This window comes from Amycolatopsis sp. M39, assembly GCF_001651785.1.
In the GTDB taxonomy this organism is placed as follows: domain Bacteria; phylum Actinomycetota; class Actinomycetes; order Mycobacteriales; family Pseudonocardiaceae; genus Amycolatopsis; species Amycolatopsis rubida.
The window spans coordinates 211394-226938 of the sequence record NZ_LWSF01000005.1 but is presented as its reverse complement, the minus strand read 5'-3'; the positions used below and the strand labels follow the sequence as shown (position 1 = coordinate 226938).

Annotated in this window: 12 protein-coding genes; all 12 read right to left on the bottom strand. The window is 70.0% G+C overall.

Going from position 1 to position 15545, the window contains the following annotated elements; genetic code table 11:
- Nucleotides 1-141 precede the first annotated feature (141 nt).
- The gene (locus A4R44_RS15515; RefSeq protein WP_232791616.1) at nt 142-405 is read right to left on the bottom strand and encodes a hypothetical protein; all 264 of its coding nucleotides are present in this window, start codon (nt 403-405) and stop codon (nt 142-144) included.
- Nucleotides 406-535: 130 nt separating this feature from the next.
- Nucleotides 536-778, bottom strand: a complete 243-nt coding sequence (locus tag A4R44_RS15510; protein WP_067580555.1) for a PLD nuclease N-terminal domain-containing protein — start codon at nt 776-778, stop codon at nt 536-538.
- A 121-nt stretch (nt 779-899) separates the two neighbouring features.
- A complete protein-coding gene (locus A4R44_RS15505; protein ID WP_067580551.1) occupies nt 900-2015 on the bottom strand; it encodes an NAD(P)/FAD-dependent oxidoreductase in 1116 nt (371 codons plus the stop codon).
- A gap of 1825 nt (nt 2016-3840) precedes the next feature.
- The gene (locus tag A4R44_RS15500) at nt 3841-7191 is read right to left on the bottom strand and encodes a TM0106 family RecB-like putative nuclease (RefSeq protein ID WP_067580547.1); all 3351 of its coding nucleotides are present in this window, start codon (nt 7189-7191) and stop codon (nt 3841-3843) included.
- 810 nt (nt 7192-8001) lie between these two features.
- Nucleotides 8002-8997: an alpha/beta hydrolase gene (locus A4R44_RS15495; protein WP_067580546.1), complete on the bottom strand. Its 996-nt coding sequence runs from the start codon at nt 8995-8997 to the stop codon at nt 8002-8004.
- Between the two features lie 318 nt (nt 8998-9315).
- The gene (locus A4R44_RS15490) at nt 9316-10533 is read right to left on the bottom strand and encodes an RNA polymerase sigma factor (RefSeq protein ID WP_067580545.1); all 1218 of its coding nucleotides are present in this window, start codon (nt 10531-10533) and stop codon (nt 9316-9318) included.
- Nucleotides 10530-10853, bottom strand: a complete 324-nt coding sequence (locus A4R44_RS15485) for a YciI family protein (protein WP_067580542.1) — start codon at nt 10851-10853, stop codon at nt 10530-10532. Before A4R44_RS15485 ends, A4R44_RS15490 begins: the two co-directional genes overlap by 4 nt.
- A gap of 19 nt (nt 10854-10872) precedes the next feature.
- A complete protein-coding gene (locus A4R44_RS15480) occupies nt 10873-11493 on the bottom strand; it encodes a dihydrofolate reductase family protein (protein WP_067580541.1) in 621 nt (206 codons plus the stop codon).
- Nucleotides 11494-11602: 109 nt separating this feature from the next.
- Nucleotides 11603-12430: an aminoglycoside phosphotransferase family protein gene (locus A4R44_RS15475; RefSeq protein WP_067581245.1), complete on the bottom strand. Its 828-nt coding sequence runs from the start codon at nt 12428-12430 to the stop codon at nt 11603-11605.
- A gap of 16 nt (nt 12431-12446) precedes the next feature.
- Nucleotides 12447-13355 carry a ribonuclease Z gene (locus tag A4R44_RS15470; RefSeq protein ID WP_067581244.1) on the bottom strand — a complete coding sequence of 303 codons (909 nt, stop codon included), beginning with the start codon at nt 13353-13355 and terminating at the stop codon, nt 12447-12449.
- A gap of 142 nt (nt 13356-13497) precedes the next feature.
- Nucleotides 13498-14463: an NAD(P)-dependent oxidoreductase gene (locus tag A4R44_RS15465; RefSeq protein WP_067580539.1), complete on the bottom strand. Its 966-nt coding sequence runs from the start codon at nt 14461-14463 to the stop codon at nt 13498-13500.
- A complete protein-coding gene (locus A4R44_RS15460; RefSeq protein ID WP_067580537.1) occupies nt 14460-15428 on the bottom strand; it encodes a ScbA/BarX family gamma-butyrolactone biosynthesis protein in 969 nt (322 codons plus the stop codon). The genes A4R44_RS15465 and A4R44_RS15460 overlap by 4 nt, the downstream gene beginning before the upstream one ends.
- Nucleotides 15429-15545: the final 117 nt, after the last annotated feature.

The following is a 15545-nucleotide window of genomic DNA, read 5'->3' as shown; positions in this document are numbered from 1 at the left end:
CCGCGTGAAATGCCGGGCGGCCGGGCGGAAACCCGCTCCGGCCGCCTGGCGCTTCATCCGGCGAACGCCTCGGCGACGGCGAGGCCGTCTTCGTAAACGTGGTACGCGTGATCAGCCCGCTGCCGACGGTCAGGCGCACTGTCAAGCTGGTCGCGAAACGCTTGCCGGTTTGAGCACCGCGTCCGCGCGCGAGGAACAGGGGCGGATCCACGGCACCACGGGACGCTCCGGTTCCGGCCAGTTCACCCGCCCGTCGACCGCTTGCGTGATCCGGTCCGGGTCGCCCGGCCCAAGCCGGCGCGGGAATTCCGCCACGACCGTCCTGGCGTCCGAGGACGAGGGAGGCGGCGGACCGGCGAACTGGCAGTCGCGCCGGATGCGGCCGTCCTCGCCAAGTTCGGCCACGGCGGAGCCGGTACCGGCTCCGGCGGACCGGAACACCGAACCTGCCCCGCCAACGAATTCCTCGAAAGACTTGCCAGCGTCCCTCTCCTGGTCCAGGCCCGGACGCTGACCGCGCCAGTGACATCTGGCGTCAGCGAAGCGAGGCTTCCGCGCTCCGCTTGCCGACCAGGAACCACAGCATCGGCCCGAGAAACGGCGCGCAGAACGCGAAGACCACCCACACGAACTTCATCCCGGGGCCGAGCGGGCTGCCGAGCACGCTCACCAGCGCGCCGATGAAGAGCAAGACCGGAAACGTCACGAGCACCGCGATCCCGGCGATGGCGGCGAACCGCAGGCCTTCATGGACGGTGTCGGCCAGGACGGCGGTCATCAGAACGTTCCTCTCTCACGGCGGGCGAAAACCCATTGTGCGAGCGGAATCGCTCAGTCCGGATCGGCTTGACGGCTCGATCCGGGTACCGCTTAAGTCGTACTCACGTCCACTATGGACGTCAGGCCCCGAACAGCTCAAGCAAAGCCGCCGGTGCGTCCGCGCGGAAGCAGCTGTCGAGGCTTTGCGCCGATTCCGCCGCTGATTTCGCGCTGCGCGGGAACAACTCGGCCTCGTACTCGGCGAGTGCGCGTTCGACGTCGTCCGGGTGCCGGGCGAGCGCGAGGCCCAGCTCAGCGCCGTCGAGCATGGCGAGGTTCGCGCCCTCTCCGGCGAACGGCGACATCAAGTGCGCGGCGTCGCCGAGCAGCGTGACGCCGGGCACTCGCGACCATGAATGCTCGACGGGGAGCGCGTGGACCAGCCGTGCGACCAGCTCGCTGTCCGCATCCTCGACCAGGGCGCGAAGCCGGTTGGACCAGCCGTCGAAGTGGCTCAGCACGGCGGCCTTGGCGGCGGCGTGCTCGGTGAAGTCGACGGACGCGGTCCAGGTTTCCGGGACGCGCACGGCGACGTAGACGTGCAGGCTGCCGTCCGGTTCGCGGTGCGCGAGAAAGCCTTTGTCCTCGCCGAGCGCGAAACTCATGCCGCCGCCGAGGAGCGCTGCCGCGTCCGGGTGCCGGGAGTCCGCGTCGAGGAGGTCGATCTCCACGAAGGAGATCCCTGCGTACGCCGGTTTTTCCGGTGAGACCAGCGGCCGGATTCGCGACCAGACGCCGTCGGCTCCGATGAGCACGTCCGTGGTGAGAGACGTGCCGTCGGCGAGGGCGAGGCGATGCCGTCCGCCGGACAACGGTTCCGCGGCGTTGACCTTCGCTCCCCAGCGGACGGTGCCCGCCGGCAGCGAATTGAGGAGGAGGTCGCGCAGTGCCCCGCGGTCGACCTCCGGTCGCCCGCCGGTGCCGTCGTCCGCCGCGGAGAACAGGAGGGCGGCGGTGCGGTCGTAGACGCGGGTTTCCTGGCCGCCGGAGTGGATCAGCGCTTCGAATTCGGCGTGCAGACCGGCGGCGCGAAGGGCGACCTGGCCGGAGTCGTCGTGGATGTCGAGCATGCCGCCCTGCGCGCGGGCGGAGGGGGAGGCGTCGAGGTCGAGGACGGTGGCTTCGATGCCGTGCACGTGCAGGACGCGGGCGAGGCTGAGACCGCCGAGTCCGGCGCCGACGATGGTGATGGTCATGGGGTTGCTCCGTTTCTTGGCGGGTGGCTCAGACCAGGGTAACGAACATGTTCGTTACGAACAAGTTCGTTCGCGAGTGACGCCGGTCAACTGCGGTCGGAGCCTGCTGTGGCGGCCTCGGACAGTCCCCGCCGGGACGCGGCTCGCTCGCGGCGAACGCACGACGATTCGCCAAGCAGCGCAACCTGATCGAGGTTCACCCGTCGCGGCTTCCCGAGCCGACCAAACGGTCACTCGATTGGCGGCGATCCAGATCACCTTATGGGGCCGGAACATTCGCGCGGTTCACGCGTTGTACAGAGTGTCGGTACGGAGGTGCCCCCGGGCCTCACCTTCTGCCTTCCAGGAATACCGGTCCGGCCGGAGCCTGGTCGTGCCACTCGCCGCGAGGCGGCCCCCGTACCGGCGCAGAACTACCCGCTCCGCGTCACTGCTCCCCCCAGCCGCGGAACGGGATCCGGTGCTCCTGCTCCCGCCGGCCGGTAACCCCCAGCCGGTCCGGACGGCGAGCGGGAGCACACCCCCGGCCGCGGGAATGTTCTTGACCCGCAACGAGTTGTAGTGAGCAGAGTGGTACTGCTGTGCACACTGCATGAGCCGAGTCCAGCCGCAGGCGCGCGCCGGCGGTCTGCATGAGCCGAGTCCAGCCGCAGGTGCGCGTCGGCGGTCCGGATGAGCCGAGTCCAGCTGCCAGTGCGCACCGGGCAGTCCGGACAAGACTGTCCGCACCGAACCCGCCGTTTTCTCAAGCCACCCCGTCCGCTGCGGCATCTCTCCCCAGTGCCCCGCGCGGACGGGGATCCCGCGCCCCCGCTCCGGCTCCCGCAGGCCGGACGCGCGGGGCGCCCTGACCACCTCGCTCGCCGCGCCGCCCCTCCCCCCACGGTCGCGCGAGCGGGGACATGCGCCCGCCCGGCCGCCGGATCCCGACCGGACCGGCCGGGCGGGTGCCCGCGTAGCGCCTAGCGAGCCCTTTGCGGCGTGGGCAGGCTGGTCTCCGCCGGGCGACGCATCATTGGCCACAGACAGGCGCGGTCTCCGCCGGGCCAACGCATGGCCACAGGCAGGCGCGCCTGCCGCCGAACGGCGCAGTCCCCCCGTCTTGAGCGGCCGCGTCGCGGCCCGGGCATACCCCGCCCCTCGCCTAGCAACGCATCCCGGCACGGGCAGCGCACGTTTAGCCGAGCACCGCATCGCGCGCCGCAGACACGCGCCCGCGCACCCAGCAAGCATCCCGGCGCGGGCACCCCACACCAAACCGCATCCCAGCACGAACATGCGCGCTCCTCACCAGCAAACGCATCTCAGCACGGACATGGGGCGTGCCCCTCCCCAGCAACGCATCCCCAGCGCAGCCATGGCGTGCCCCTCACCCAGCGATGCGTCGCAGCGGGGGCAACGTGCCCTTCGACGGGCGACGCACCGAGCCGCAGGCATGCACGTCCCACACCGGGCGACACATCACAGCCCAGGCATGCACGCCCGCACTGCGCAATGCAACCCAGCGCAGGCAGTGCGCCCTTCGCAGACCAACGCACCGCGCCACAGGCACGCCTCCCCGCACCGGGTAACACATCCGGCACGGGCAGCGCACCCTTCGCCAAGCAACACCTCACGCCACAGGCACGCACGCCCCACACCCAGCGACCCGCGACAGCACAAGCAACGCGCCTTCGCCGAAGCGCGCATCACCCCGCAGAAACGCACTCAGCGACCCCCGACAGCACAAGCAACGCGCCTTCGCCGAAGCGCGCATCACCCCGCAGGCACGCACTCAGCGACCCGCGACGGCACAGGCGAACTCGTCCGTCGCCAAGCGCCCGACTCAGTCGATCCACTCGCGGGCGTCACGGAGCAACCCGAGCATCCCGGAGACCAGCCGCATCTGGTCCACCGTCCTGATGTCGGCTTCGAGCAGCTTCGGAGAGCACACCAGGACAGCGACGGACTGCGCGCGGGAGAGAGCGACGTTCAACCGGTTACGGGACAACAAGAAATCAAGGCCTCGCGGCAAGTCTACCGCCGAAGAGGACGTCATGGTCGTCACCACAACGGGTGCTTCTTGGCCCTGGAACCGGTCCACTGTGCCGACTCGGACGTCGCCGAAGCCCGCGTCGGACAGCGCGCGCGTCACTACTCGCGCCTGCAAGTTGTACGGGGCTACCACAAGGAAATCGGCGTCAGTGAGCGGTCGGCCTTCCCACGATCGGCCGTGCAGTGACTTGATCGCCGAGACCACTTGCTCGGCTTCTTCCACCGACCGCGTGGTGTTCCCGCGATGCTCGACCGATGCCAGATAGAGACCTGACGGGAAACCGTCGATCGAACGTTCCGCGGTGGGATGCGAGTGCAGCAGGCCCGCGTACGAAAGGTTGGAGACCGGCGCGCATACCGCGGGATGCATGCGTCGCGTCAGGTCGAGGAAATACCCCAGTTCCGGCGGGATGATGTCCGCCTCGCCGATCAGGTGACCCAGCGCCGACGCCTCCGCGCCCGCCGGGTGCGTGCCCTGCACGACCTGCGGCAACTGTTGCGGATCCCCCAGCAGCACCAGGTTTTTCGCGCACATCGACACCGCCAGCGCGTCCGCGAGAGCGAACTGCCCGGCTTCGTCGATGACGAGAACGTCGAAGGGTTCCTCGCGCACGGCAGCGTTGGCGAAGGTCCACGCCGTGCCGCCGACCAGATGACCGGTGTCGTGTTCTTCACGCCAGCGTACCAGCGCGGTGTTGTTTTTCGGCTGCTCCCAAGGCAATGCCGGGTCAGGCGTCCGCTTCGCGCGCTTGGCGCAGGCCATCTCCGGCGCGTTCTCCATGGCCGCCGAGAGCACGTTCTCGACCGCTTTGTGACTGTTCGACGTGACGCCGACGGTCCGGCCGGAACGCACCAGATGTGCGATGAGTTTCCCGGCCAGGTAAGTCTTTCCGGCCCCGGGCGGGCCCTGGACGGCGAGCACGGAACCGTCGAGCTGGTCGACCGCGGTGAGCACCGTGGCGACCAAATCTTCGCCCGGTTCGGGCAACCCGCCGCGCAACCGGGGGATGCGGCGCAGCAGATCGACGCCGGGGTGCGACGGCAGCGCGGGCAGTGTTTCCCCTGCCAGCCGGGCGAGATCGGCTACCGCCTCGTCCTTCGGCGACGGACGGACCGGGCTGCCCGGCAGGACCGCCGCGGGGAGATCGTTGGACGTCCGGTCCGGGGCACTGCTCTCCTCCAGCGTCACTTCGACGGCGGTCGCGGACACGACTTTCGCGTCGCGCGCATCGGCGCCGTAGCGCAAACGCACGTCGTCACCAGGCGCGTACGGATGCGGACGGTCCGGGTCGCACCTCACGACCAGCGTGCGTTTCGCGGTGCGCAACCGGCCGGACGGCGGTACCCATTCGCCCGCGGTCACCGACACCGGGACCGCGCAGGTCGTGTCCACTTCGAGGTCGCTGATCGGGGCCGCCAACTGGCGGAAGAACTCCCACCAGGCCGGGTTCGTCTCGCGGCGGTGGTAACCGACGGAGGCGGCCAGCAGCGCGCGGGCGTGGTCGTCGGGGGTGAAATCCGCGGGGTCGTCGGGAAGGCCGTCCAGAAGCGGGTCGACCAGCGCGGCCATCGCGGCGGCGCGCTCGGCTCGGCGCTGGGCGGCTTCCTCTTCTTCGGTGCGGCGGAGCAGAGCGTCCACTTCGGACTCAGGGTCCGGCTCCGCAAGGTCGATTCCGGCTTCGGCGCGCACGCGGTGCAGGAATTCGTGCAGGCGCAAGGTGGACACGCAGTCGTACTCGTTGTAGTCCGCGATGCCGCGCAGCACTTCTTCGGTCTGCTCGGTGTTCCCCGCGGAGGAGAGCGTCAGGTAATCCTCGTACGCCTCGATGCTCGACACTGCCGTTTTTACCTCGCCAGCGCGGGCTTCCGGCATGTACAGTGGTTCTAAATACTTGATCGAATACGACCGCTGTCCTACCCGCAAAGCCTTGCGTACCACGGCATACAGGTCGATCATCGCGCCGCTGCGCAGCAGCTCGTCCACGGCTTCCTCCCGCGTGCCATGGACGGCGGCGAGCCGCTTGATCGCCGTGACCTCGTACGGCGCGTAGTGGTAGACGTGCGCGTCGGGGTGTTCCGCGAGCCGTGCGGTGGCGAAGTCGACGAACTCCTCGAACGCTCGTTTCTCCTGCGCGCGCGAGTGTGCCCAGAACGGGCTGAAGCGCTCGTCCGGGGTGACCGCGCCGAAGAGGTACTCCAGGCCGGTGCCGGCCAGGGCGTACGGGTCGCCTTCCATATCGAAGAAGACGTCGCCGGGGTTGGCTTCGGGCAGTTCGGCGAGCGCGTCCGGGGCAATGATTTCGTAAGCCAGTTCTCCGGTTTCGTCCTGCCGGACCTGGATCGCGGCCTGCGCGCGCAACGAGGCGAACGTGCCCTCGGACATGTCGCGCGGACGGTCGGCGGGCTCGGCGCTGGCGAGCGCGTCGATGGTGCCGAGCCCGGCGGTCGCCAGCTTGCGCCGCTGCTCGCTGCGCATCCCGGCGACCAGCGACAGGTCGCGGTCGGCCTCGCGCGCGGACGAACAGTGGCCGGCGAACGCGCATCCGGTGCACGTCGGACGTTCGTCGGCCCAGATCCGGTCGGGCAGCTGCGGCGGACGGTCCTCCAGCCGGTCGCGGAGCCGGTCTACGAGCGGGAGGAAGTCGTCGACGCGGAGGCTGCGCGTGCTGCCGTCGCCCAGCAGCAGGTGCATCTCCGGCCCGGCGGGCCAGCCGCCGCGGCGCAGAGCGTCGGCGTACGCGGTGAGCTGCACGACCGCCGACGGCTTGGCGTGCCGGGCGAGCTTCGTGTCGTAGACCTCGTAGCGGCCCTGGTCGTCGCGCAGAAGGAAATCCGCGCGGCCGGAGAACTCGCCGTCGTGGAACACCGCCTGGTAGATCACCGGCGCACCCGCGCGCAACGCTTCCTCGGTGGCCTTCGCCGCGACGACCGGATCGTGCTCCTCGATCTCGACGACCTGTGTCCGCTCGCTGCGCAACCGTCCGAGCGTGGCCGCCTCGTGCGCCCGCCCGTGCTTCACCGCCAGCCGATCGGGTGCGGAAGTGGGCCGCGGCGCGCCGGGTATCCCCGCCGCCAATGCCTGCTTGAGGATGCTCCGGTGCTCGCATTCGAGCAGGTCAGCGAGATCAGACGGCGTGTACATCGCCCGGCAGTCTGTCACGGCCTGCGGAGGGCTCTGGCGAGGCGGGCACCGACACGCCGCCCGGAATTGTCGGTGGCGGGTGGGATGATCTTGGAGTGCGCGGGAATGGGTGCGAGGGGAGGTGAGAGCTGGGGTTTTGGGGTGATCAAGGTCAACTGGTGGTGCTGGTGGTCGGAGGTGGAGCTGGATTGGAGGGTTCTCGGTTGACGGCGGATTCGGGTTGCAGGATTCTGGTTTGGAGTCTGTGCTGAGCAGCGTTCGGCGAGCAGCGTTCGGTGAGCTGCGGGCTGGTGGTGAGCTGCGGGCTGGTGGGGTCGCCGGTCAGGTCGTTCGGCGGGGTGCACACCGGCTCGACGGCCTCGGCAGAGCGACGGCCCACGACCGCTATGGCGCGAGGTGGCCGAGCGCGCCCGATGGCAGGTCTCTCGGGCCGCGACGAGCCCTGACCAGCGCGGGCGGGTGGCGTGAGGTCCTGCAACGCGCGGGCCGGTGACGTTGCCGATCACGTTCCGCCGAGTGCTCGCCACCGCGACAGCCTCGCCAGGGCGGCGGACGCGAGACCCTGCAAGGTCCGGACCAGCGACGCTGTCGATCACGTGCTGCGGGGTGCCGCGCGCCCCGACGGCCCCGTCACGGCGGCGGACGCGAGGTCCTGCAACGCGCGGGCCAGCGACGTTATCGACCCACATCCTGCGGGATGCGCGCCACCGCAGCGGCCTCGCCAGGGCGGCGGACGCGAGACCCTCCAACGCACAAACCAGCCACACCGCCGACCACACCTCCGAGGTGCACACCACCCCGACAACCCCGTCACGGCGGCGGCACGCCGTCCCGCTGAGACATCGGGCGGGCGAGCAATCGCTCAAGCCACGACTCACGAGCCGCGACGCATGCGTGAGACAGTGCGGATTCTGGTGCGAGGTCGTAGAAACCATGGAAGGCGCCGCCCCAGACGTGGAGTTCGGCGTTGCCTCCTGATGCCCAGATTGCGCTCGCGAAGGCGACGTCCTCGTCTCGGAAGACCTCAGCCGCGCCGACGTCGATGAAGGTTGGCGGGAGGCCGCTCAGGTCGGTTGCTCGTGCGGCGGCCGCGTAGGGCGAGACGGCGGCGGTTCCCCGGCGATCGCCGAGGACTGCCGTCCACGCGGTCAGGTTGCTGGTCCGGTCCCAGACGCCGGTGCCGTCATACTGGCGTGCCGACACCGTCTCGTTGCGGTCGTCGATCATCGGGCATTGCAGCAGCAGGCCGAGCAGCGCCGGGGTGCCGCGGTCGCGGGCCAGCAACGCGGTTCCGGCGGCGAGTCCTCCGCCGCCGCTGCCGCCGAACATGACTAGGCGCTGTGGGTCTAGGCGCAGGGTGGCCGCGTTGGCGGCCGTCCAGCGCAGGCCCGCGTAGCAGTCCTCGACGGGTACCGGGTCGGGGTGTTCCGGGGCCAGCCGGTACTCGACGGTGACGGCGACCGCGTCGTACTTCAGCACCCACTCGATCAGCGGGCCTGCCGCGGCGAACCGGTCTCCCATCACCATTCCGCCGCCGTGGAGGTGGTAGATGCCGGGGCCGGGCGTTTCGTGGTCCACGCGGGAGAGGACGGAGACCTCGATCTCGGCGCCGCCGTAGCCGGTGATCGTGTGGTGCGCGCAGCGGACGGGGCGGTCGCCGATTTGTTCTTCGATGCTGGGGAAAGGGAGATTCCGGTAGTGCGGCAAGCGGTTCGCGGTCATGCCGACCGGCGCGTGGCCGTCGAGTGCCGGCAGCACCGCGGCGAGTTCTGGGTCGAACGGGGGACGCGGCACATCGTGCGTCATGAAGGCTCCTGGAGATCATCGTTCCCTTCGACAGCGCACAGCGGAGCGCACGCTAGGGCGCGAAGGGGAATTTGGTGGGAAAGAGTCGTGACCGGGCACTCGTCGGCCGGTAAGCCGCCGAGAACCCGGCGGCTAGTCTCTGTCCACCTCGATGAGCATGCGGCGAGATTACCCTACTGCGGGGAAATCCTAGGCGGTGTTTTCGGGCAGCGCGCCCGAAGCCGCTGTCAGGTAAGGGCTGAGAATACTCTGGTCTCCTCGGGGTGACGCATCAGCGAGATCCCGCTGGGTCAGGCGACATCGCCCGGCACCCAGCCGCTACCGCAGTTGATCTCGCCGACGAGACAGCGCAGCAGTCTCCGCGGTATTGCCCGCCAGCTCGATCGCCCGGTCGTAAGCCGCACGTGCGTCCTCACCATGGTCTAACCGGCGGAGCAGGTCAGCGCGAGTGGCGTGGTACGGGTGATACCCGGCCAACCGGTCCCCGAGACTGTCGACCAACTCCAGCGCCGCCTCCGGGCCGTCGAGTTCGGCGAGTGCGATGGCGCGGTTCAGGGCGACGATCGGCGACGGGTCGAGGCGGACGAGCTGGTCGTAGAGGGCGAGGATCTGCGACCAGTCGGTCTCGCGTATCTCGCGCGCGGACGTGTGCACGGCGTTGATCGCGGCCAGGATCTGGTACCGGCCAGGGGCGGCCCGGGCGGCGAGGCGTTCGCGCACCAGGCGGTGGCCTTCGGCGATCAGCGGTGCGTCCCAAAGAGCACGGTCCTGTTCGTCCAGGGCGACTAGTTCACCCTCGGCGGACACTCGGGCTGGGCGGCGGGCTTCGGTGAGGAGCATCAGGGCCAGCAGGCCGGTCACCTCGCCGTGGTCGGGCAGCAGGGCGCGGATCAATCGCGTCAGCCGGATCGCTTCGGCGGTCAGGTCTTGGCGCACGGGGCCGGTGCCGGAGCCGGTGGCCAGGTAGCCCTCGTTGAAGGCCAGGAACAGCACGGTCAGGACCCCGGAGACGCGGGCCGGGAGGTCCTCGGCGGAGGGCACCCGGTACGGGATCCGGGCGGCCTTGATTTTGGCCTTCGCGCGCGTGATCCGTTGTCCCATGGTGCTTTCCGGCACCAGGAAGGCACGGGCGATCTCGGGCACGGTCAAGCCGCCGACCATGCGCAGGGTCAGGGCGACCCGGGATTCGGCGGCCAAAGCCGGGTGGCAGCAGGTGAAGATCAGCCGGAGGCGGTCGTCGTGGATGAGGTGGGGAGGCGTGGTGTCGTACACCGGCTGGGCCTCCCGTTGTTTGTCGTCGCGCTTGTTTTCGCGGCGGATGCGGTCGATGGCTTTGCGGGTGGCGGTGGTGGTCAGCCAGGCGCCGGGGCTGGGCGGCACGCCGTCGGCCGGCCATCGCTCCACCGCGGTCGCGAACGACTCGGCGGCGGCTTCTTCGGCGATGTCCAGGTCGCCGAAACGTTTGGTCAAGCCGGCGACCACCCGGGCCCATTCCTCGCGGTGGGCCCGGGTGATCGCCTCCTGGACGTCGCTCACTGGAACGGTCGCACCTCGACCTTCCGGTTGCACGCCTTCGAACCTTCGGCGGCGAGTGTGAGCGCCACATCAAGGTCCGGAGCCTCGATGACCCAGAAACCCGCCAGGTATTCCTTGGACTCCAGGAACGGGCCGTCGGTGACCATCCCGGCCTCGTCCCGGTTGTCGATGACGGTCGCGGTTTCCGGCGCGGCCAGGCCGCCGGCGAAGACCCAGTGGTTTTCGGTCTGGAGGCGCTCGTTGAAGACGTCGATCGCCGCGTCCTCCTCCGGCGTGGCGAGCGTGGGCTGGTCGTGGACCACGGAAATCAGGTACTGCATCGCAGGATCCTTTCTGAGGTCAGCGGCCCGCGTACTGCGGGCGCCCGGCCGGGCGCCAGACCTGCGTCGTCACGCCCTTCGTGTCCACTCGCGACTCAACCAGATCCAGGGCCAGATCCGGGCCGTTCCGCGGGAAAAGCCGCTTGCCCTGCCCGAGGACCACCGGGATCACGAGGAGGGTCATTTCGTCGACCAGGCCCTGTTCCAGCAGCCACCGGACCAGGGTGCCGCTGCCGTGCACCTGCAGTTCGCCGCCCGGTTCGGCCTTGAGGTCCGCGACGGCGGTCGCCAGATCGCCGGACAGGACGCTGGCGCCGGACCACGCCGGGGCGGTGAGCGTCGTCGAGGCCACGTACTTCGGCCGCTCGTTCAGGGCCTGCCGGATGGGTTCGCGGCCGGGGGCGTCCCCGGCGCTCATCGAGCCCCACGAGCCCGCGAACAGCTCGTACGTCCGGCGGCCGAACAGGAAAGCGTCGGCGCGCTGGTAGGTCTCGCTGATGAACGCGAGCGTGTCCTGGTCGCCCTTCCCCAGCGCCCATCCGCCGCGGTCGAATCCGTTTCGGCGGTCCTCGCCGGACGCGCCGCCGTTGCCCTGGACGACGCCGTCGACGGTCAGCTGGGTCACGGTCGTGAGCTTCATGGTCGCGGTTCCTTCGCTTCGGTGCTGCCCCTCGCGGGCGGCTTCACCACTGCTACGAACACCGGCGACCCGATCCGACAACGGGGTGCGAAAATCTTTGAGAAAATCTTCAGCGGCGTCTCTCCAGCCAGGCCACGACGGCGCGAACGAACCCGTCGACGCTGGTCAGCGGCTTTCCGGCGAAGACCGCATGGAGGTGCTCGACGCCGATCGGGGCGTTCCAGGCCCGGGCGCGGCGGTAGGTCTGTTCGTCGGCGGCCGCGCGGAGGACGTCCCAGCCGTGCCAGGTCGCGACGAGTGCGGCGTCGATCGCTGGGTCAGCCAGGGTCGCCAGGTCCCAGTCGAGGACGCCGGTCAGCTTGCCGTCCGCGCCGAAGTGGACGTTGCTGCCGCCGAGGTCGCCGTGGACGAGCCTCGCTGGGACGTCGTCGAGCGCGAGCAGCGTGTCGAGCCGCCGCCGGACGTCGTCCTGCCACTTCGCCGGCAGCCGGGGAATGACGTCGTGCAGGATCTCCGCCCAGTCCAAGCGGCGCGGGCGGTGGAGAACGGCTTCGAGCTCCGCGGAGATCTCGACCTCCCGCAGTGCCGTCAACAGCGGGCCGAACGCCGCCGGGTCGCCGACGCCTTCCGGCAGCCCGTCGCCGTCGATCCACGAAACCGCGACGGCCGCGCGCTCGCCGAACGTGGTGACCGGAGTCAGCGGCTCCGGAACCGCGAAGGGCAGACCGGCCGCCGCGACCGCGCGGAGGATCCTGACCCGGCGCGGCAGCTCGGCGGCGGAATCGGGGCGCTTGCTGATCCGTACCGCAGCGACGCCGGGCACCAGCACGACGTGGTGCATATTCCCTTGCGTGGCAAGGCGAGCGGAGCCGATCGGAGCATCGGGAACGAGCGCTTCGGCGATTTCCAGCAGATCAGCGGGGATCGATTGCGGCATGCCGCGATTGTGCACCTCAGCGGCGCGGCGGCAGCGGCACCACGTCCAGGTCGCGAGCCACATGGATCTCCCCGTCGAACACCTTCGCGGCCTCGTCGCGGAACCGGTCCGCCTCCTCGTACGGGTAGCGCTGCGAGAAGTGCGTCAGCAGCAACTCCCGGGCGCCTGACTCCGCCGCGAGCCGACCGGCGTCGGTGCTGGTCAGGTGGCCGTAGCGGAAGGCCAGGCCGGCGTCGCCGGCGCGGAAGGTCGATTCGGCGATCAGCAGGTCCGCCTCTCGCGCGCAGGCGAACGCGCCCGCGCACAGGCGCGTGTCCATCACGAACGCGACCACCTGACCCCGGCGCGGCACGCTCACGTCCTCGATCCGGACCACACCGGCCGCGGTGTCGAGTACGCCGTCGACCTGCAGCTTTCGCACAGCGGGGCCCTGGACGCCTGCTGCGGCGAGCGCGTCCGGCAGCATCCGGATCCCGTCCGGTTCGGCGTAGCGGTAGCCGAAGCAGTCGATGCGGTGTTCCAGCGGGTACGCCGACAGCGCGCCGCCGAGCGGGCCCGGCGCGGAGATCGGCAGCGGGACCAGTTCGGCGCGTTCGTGGAACGACGTCGAGTGCCGCAGCCGGTCGAAGTACTCCTGCCCGGACGCCGGGTAGTGGCAGCGCACCGGATGCGCGACGCCGTCAAGGGACAGCCGTTGGATGATGCCGGCGAGGCCGAGGCTGTGGTCGCCGTGGAAGTGGGTCACGCACAGGTGGGTGAGTTCGGTCGCCGTCGCGCCAGCGTACATCATCTGCCGCTGAGTGCCTTCGCCCGGATCGAAGAGGATGCCGTCGGTGTCGAAGCGCAGCAGATAGCCGTTGTGGTTGCGGTGCCGGGTCGGCGTCTGGCTCGCCGAACCCAGCACGACCAGCTCGCGTCGGGACATGACGATCATCTTCGCGCCGCGCCCGGGCTCGCCGCCACCGAAATGAACTCCGCGGAAACGGCGGCGGTCCGGGATGAATTCCCGGGCCGCCGCCCACTGTCGCCGAATGAATTCGTTCGATCACTTTACGCGAATTCGATCTTCAGCCCGTCCCGGGAATTGCCAGCGTCTCCCGATACCAGTTCCGGGCTTGGGCCAACCGGACGCGCAGTCCCGGTCCCGGGGACACTCCGGCGGCCTTCCAGACCTTTTCGCTGTCGTACCAATGGTCCCGGGTGAGCAGCGACCATTGGTGCCCGCTGAGCCACGGCGTGCGCGCCCGGTGCTCGGCCAGCGGCCGGTCCGAGTCGGGAACCCGCAGGTCAAGCGTGATGCAGACGGCTTCGAGCAGCTCGCGCATCCGCACCGGTTCCGGGTCGGCCACGTGGAACACCTCGCCGGGGCTGCCCAGCGCCGGGTCCAGCGCGAACGCGCTGAGCACGGCGGCGAGATCCGGCGAAGAGACCACTGACGTCCGGGCATCGCCGCCCGCGACCCACGCCGGCACCGCCCGCAGCCACTTCACCAGCGCCGGGACCACGTGCCGGTCTCCTTCGCCGTACACCAGGTGCGGCCGCAGAACGATCCCGCCCGCGGCGCGGACCTGCTGTTCTCCGGCCAGCCGGGTGCGGCTGGTGGCCGAGGCGGGCCCGAGGTCGAGCAGGTCCTCGGACTCGCCTCGATGCTCGCCGTCGCGGTAGACCGCGCAGGTGCTGAGGTACACGACGCGCCGCGTGCCCGCGCGATGTGCTTCCGCGAGCAGCCGGGCCGTGCCGCGGTCGTTGACCTCGGCACATTCCTCCTCGGTGCCGCCGATCCGGGACGCGGCGTGCACAAGCGTCGCGACGCCCGTGCACGCCCCGGCCAGCCCGGCGGCGTCGGTGAGATCGCCTCGGTGGATCCGCGCGCCGGATCGCGTGATCCACTCCGGCACCGCACCGCGCGCCAGCACCCGCACCGCGGCGCCGCGGGCGAGCAATGCCCGCAGCACCGCCGAGCCGATGAACCCGGTCGCTCCGGTGACGAGGATTTCCCCGGTCGTACTGTCCGCCCCCAGGCCGGCAGTCATGACCTGCCCATCGCCAGGATGCCGGTGGCGGCCGCGCGGCCCTTCTGCTCCAGCACCACCCGCACCACGCGGCAGCCGTCCGCGTCCGGTTCGAGTTCGTCCGCCACCAGCAGGCATTCGGAGTCGAACTCGACGTAGGCGGAGAACTCGAAATCCGAACGCAACGGCAGCGCGCAGGGATCGCCGAGCGTCAGCAGCGCCGCCTGCCGCGCGCCCTCGATCAGCACCATGCCCGGGACATGGTCCACCGAGTGGTCGAACAGCACCGGATGGTCCGGGTCGAACTGCAGCGACCAGGTGCCCGGCGCCGCGGTGTCCGCGACCAGCACGTCCTCCTCGCGGTCCCGGCCGACGAGCGCCGGGGCCACTGTGGGCAGCGCACGGGCTTGGAACGGCGTCGCCGCGAAGTGGTCGCCGCGCAGCCGGCGGTAGACCGCCGGGGACACGCAGCGCCAGGTTTCCGAAGCGGTGCCGACCAGTTCGTCGTCGCGGAAGCAGCCGAACTCGGTCCGCATGCCGACGAGATTCTTGCCCCGGAACACCGGGTCGTGCGCGCTCGCCCGCAGCACCACGTCGATCGGCCGACCCTCGGTGACCAGCCCTTCGGGGGCGATGGAGCTGGTCTTCCAGTCGGAGATGAACGCGTTGCCGAGCGAAACGCCGTAGGCGCGGTGCGCGATCAGCAGCGACGCCTGGCGGGTGGTTTCCGCGTACAGCATGGGGTCGTGCGACCCCGGGGTGCGCGGGCCGAAGAAGCCGTGCCGGCGCGGCCACTGCGCGCCGACCTCGAACTGCCCCTCGCCCACGATGTTCAGATCAGTGACGAAAACTTCCGAGACGGCCGCGCGGTGCACGAGATTGCGCGGGATCGTCTGCTGGAAGTCGACCGGACGTACGCCCGGCGAACTTTCGCCCTCGGTGATGAAGGTTCCTCGGACAGACTCCTCTAACAACATACCGACCATGTCGGTCCTCCCAGAAAAAAAGAACTTCCCCAGTACCCCCACACCATGTTTAGCGGATACGGGCGGACAAAACCATACCTACCTACCGGTTTTTTTCTTCTGGCTCCGATGGCCGGG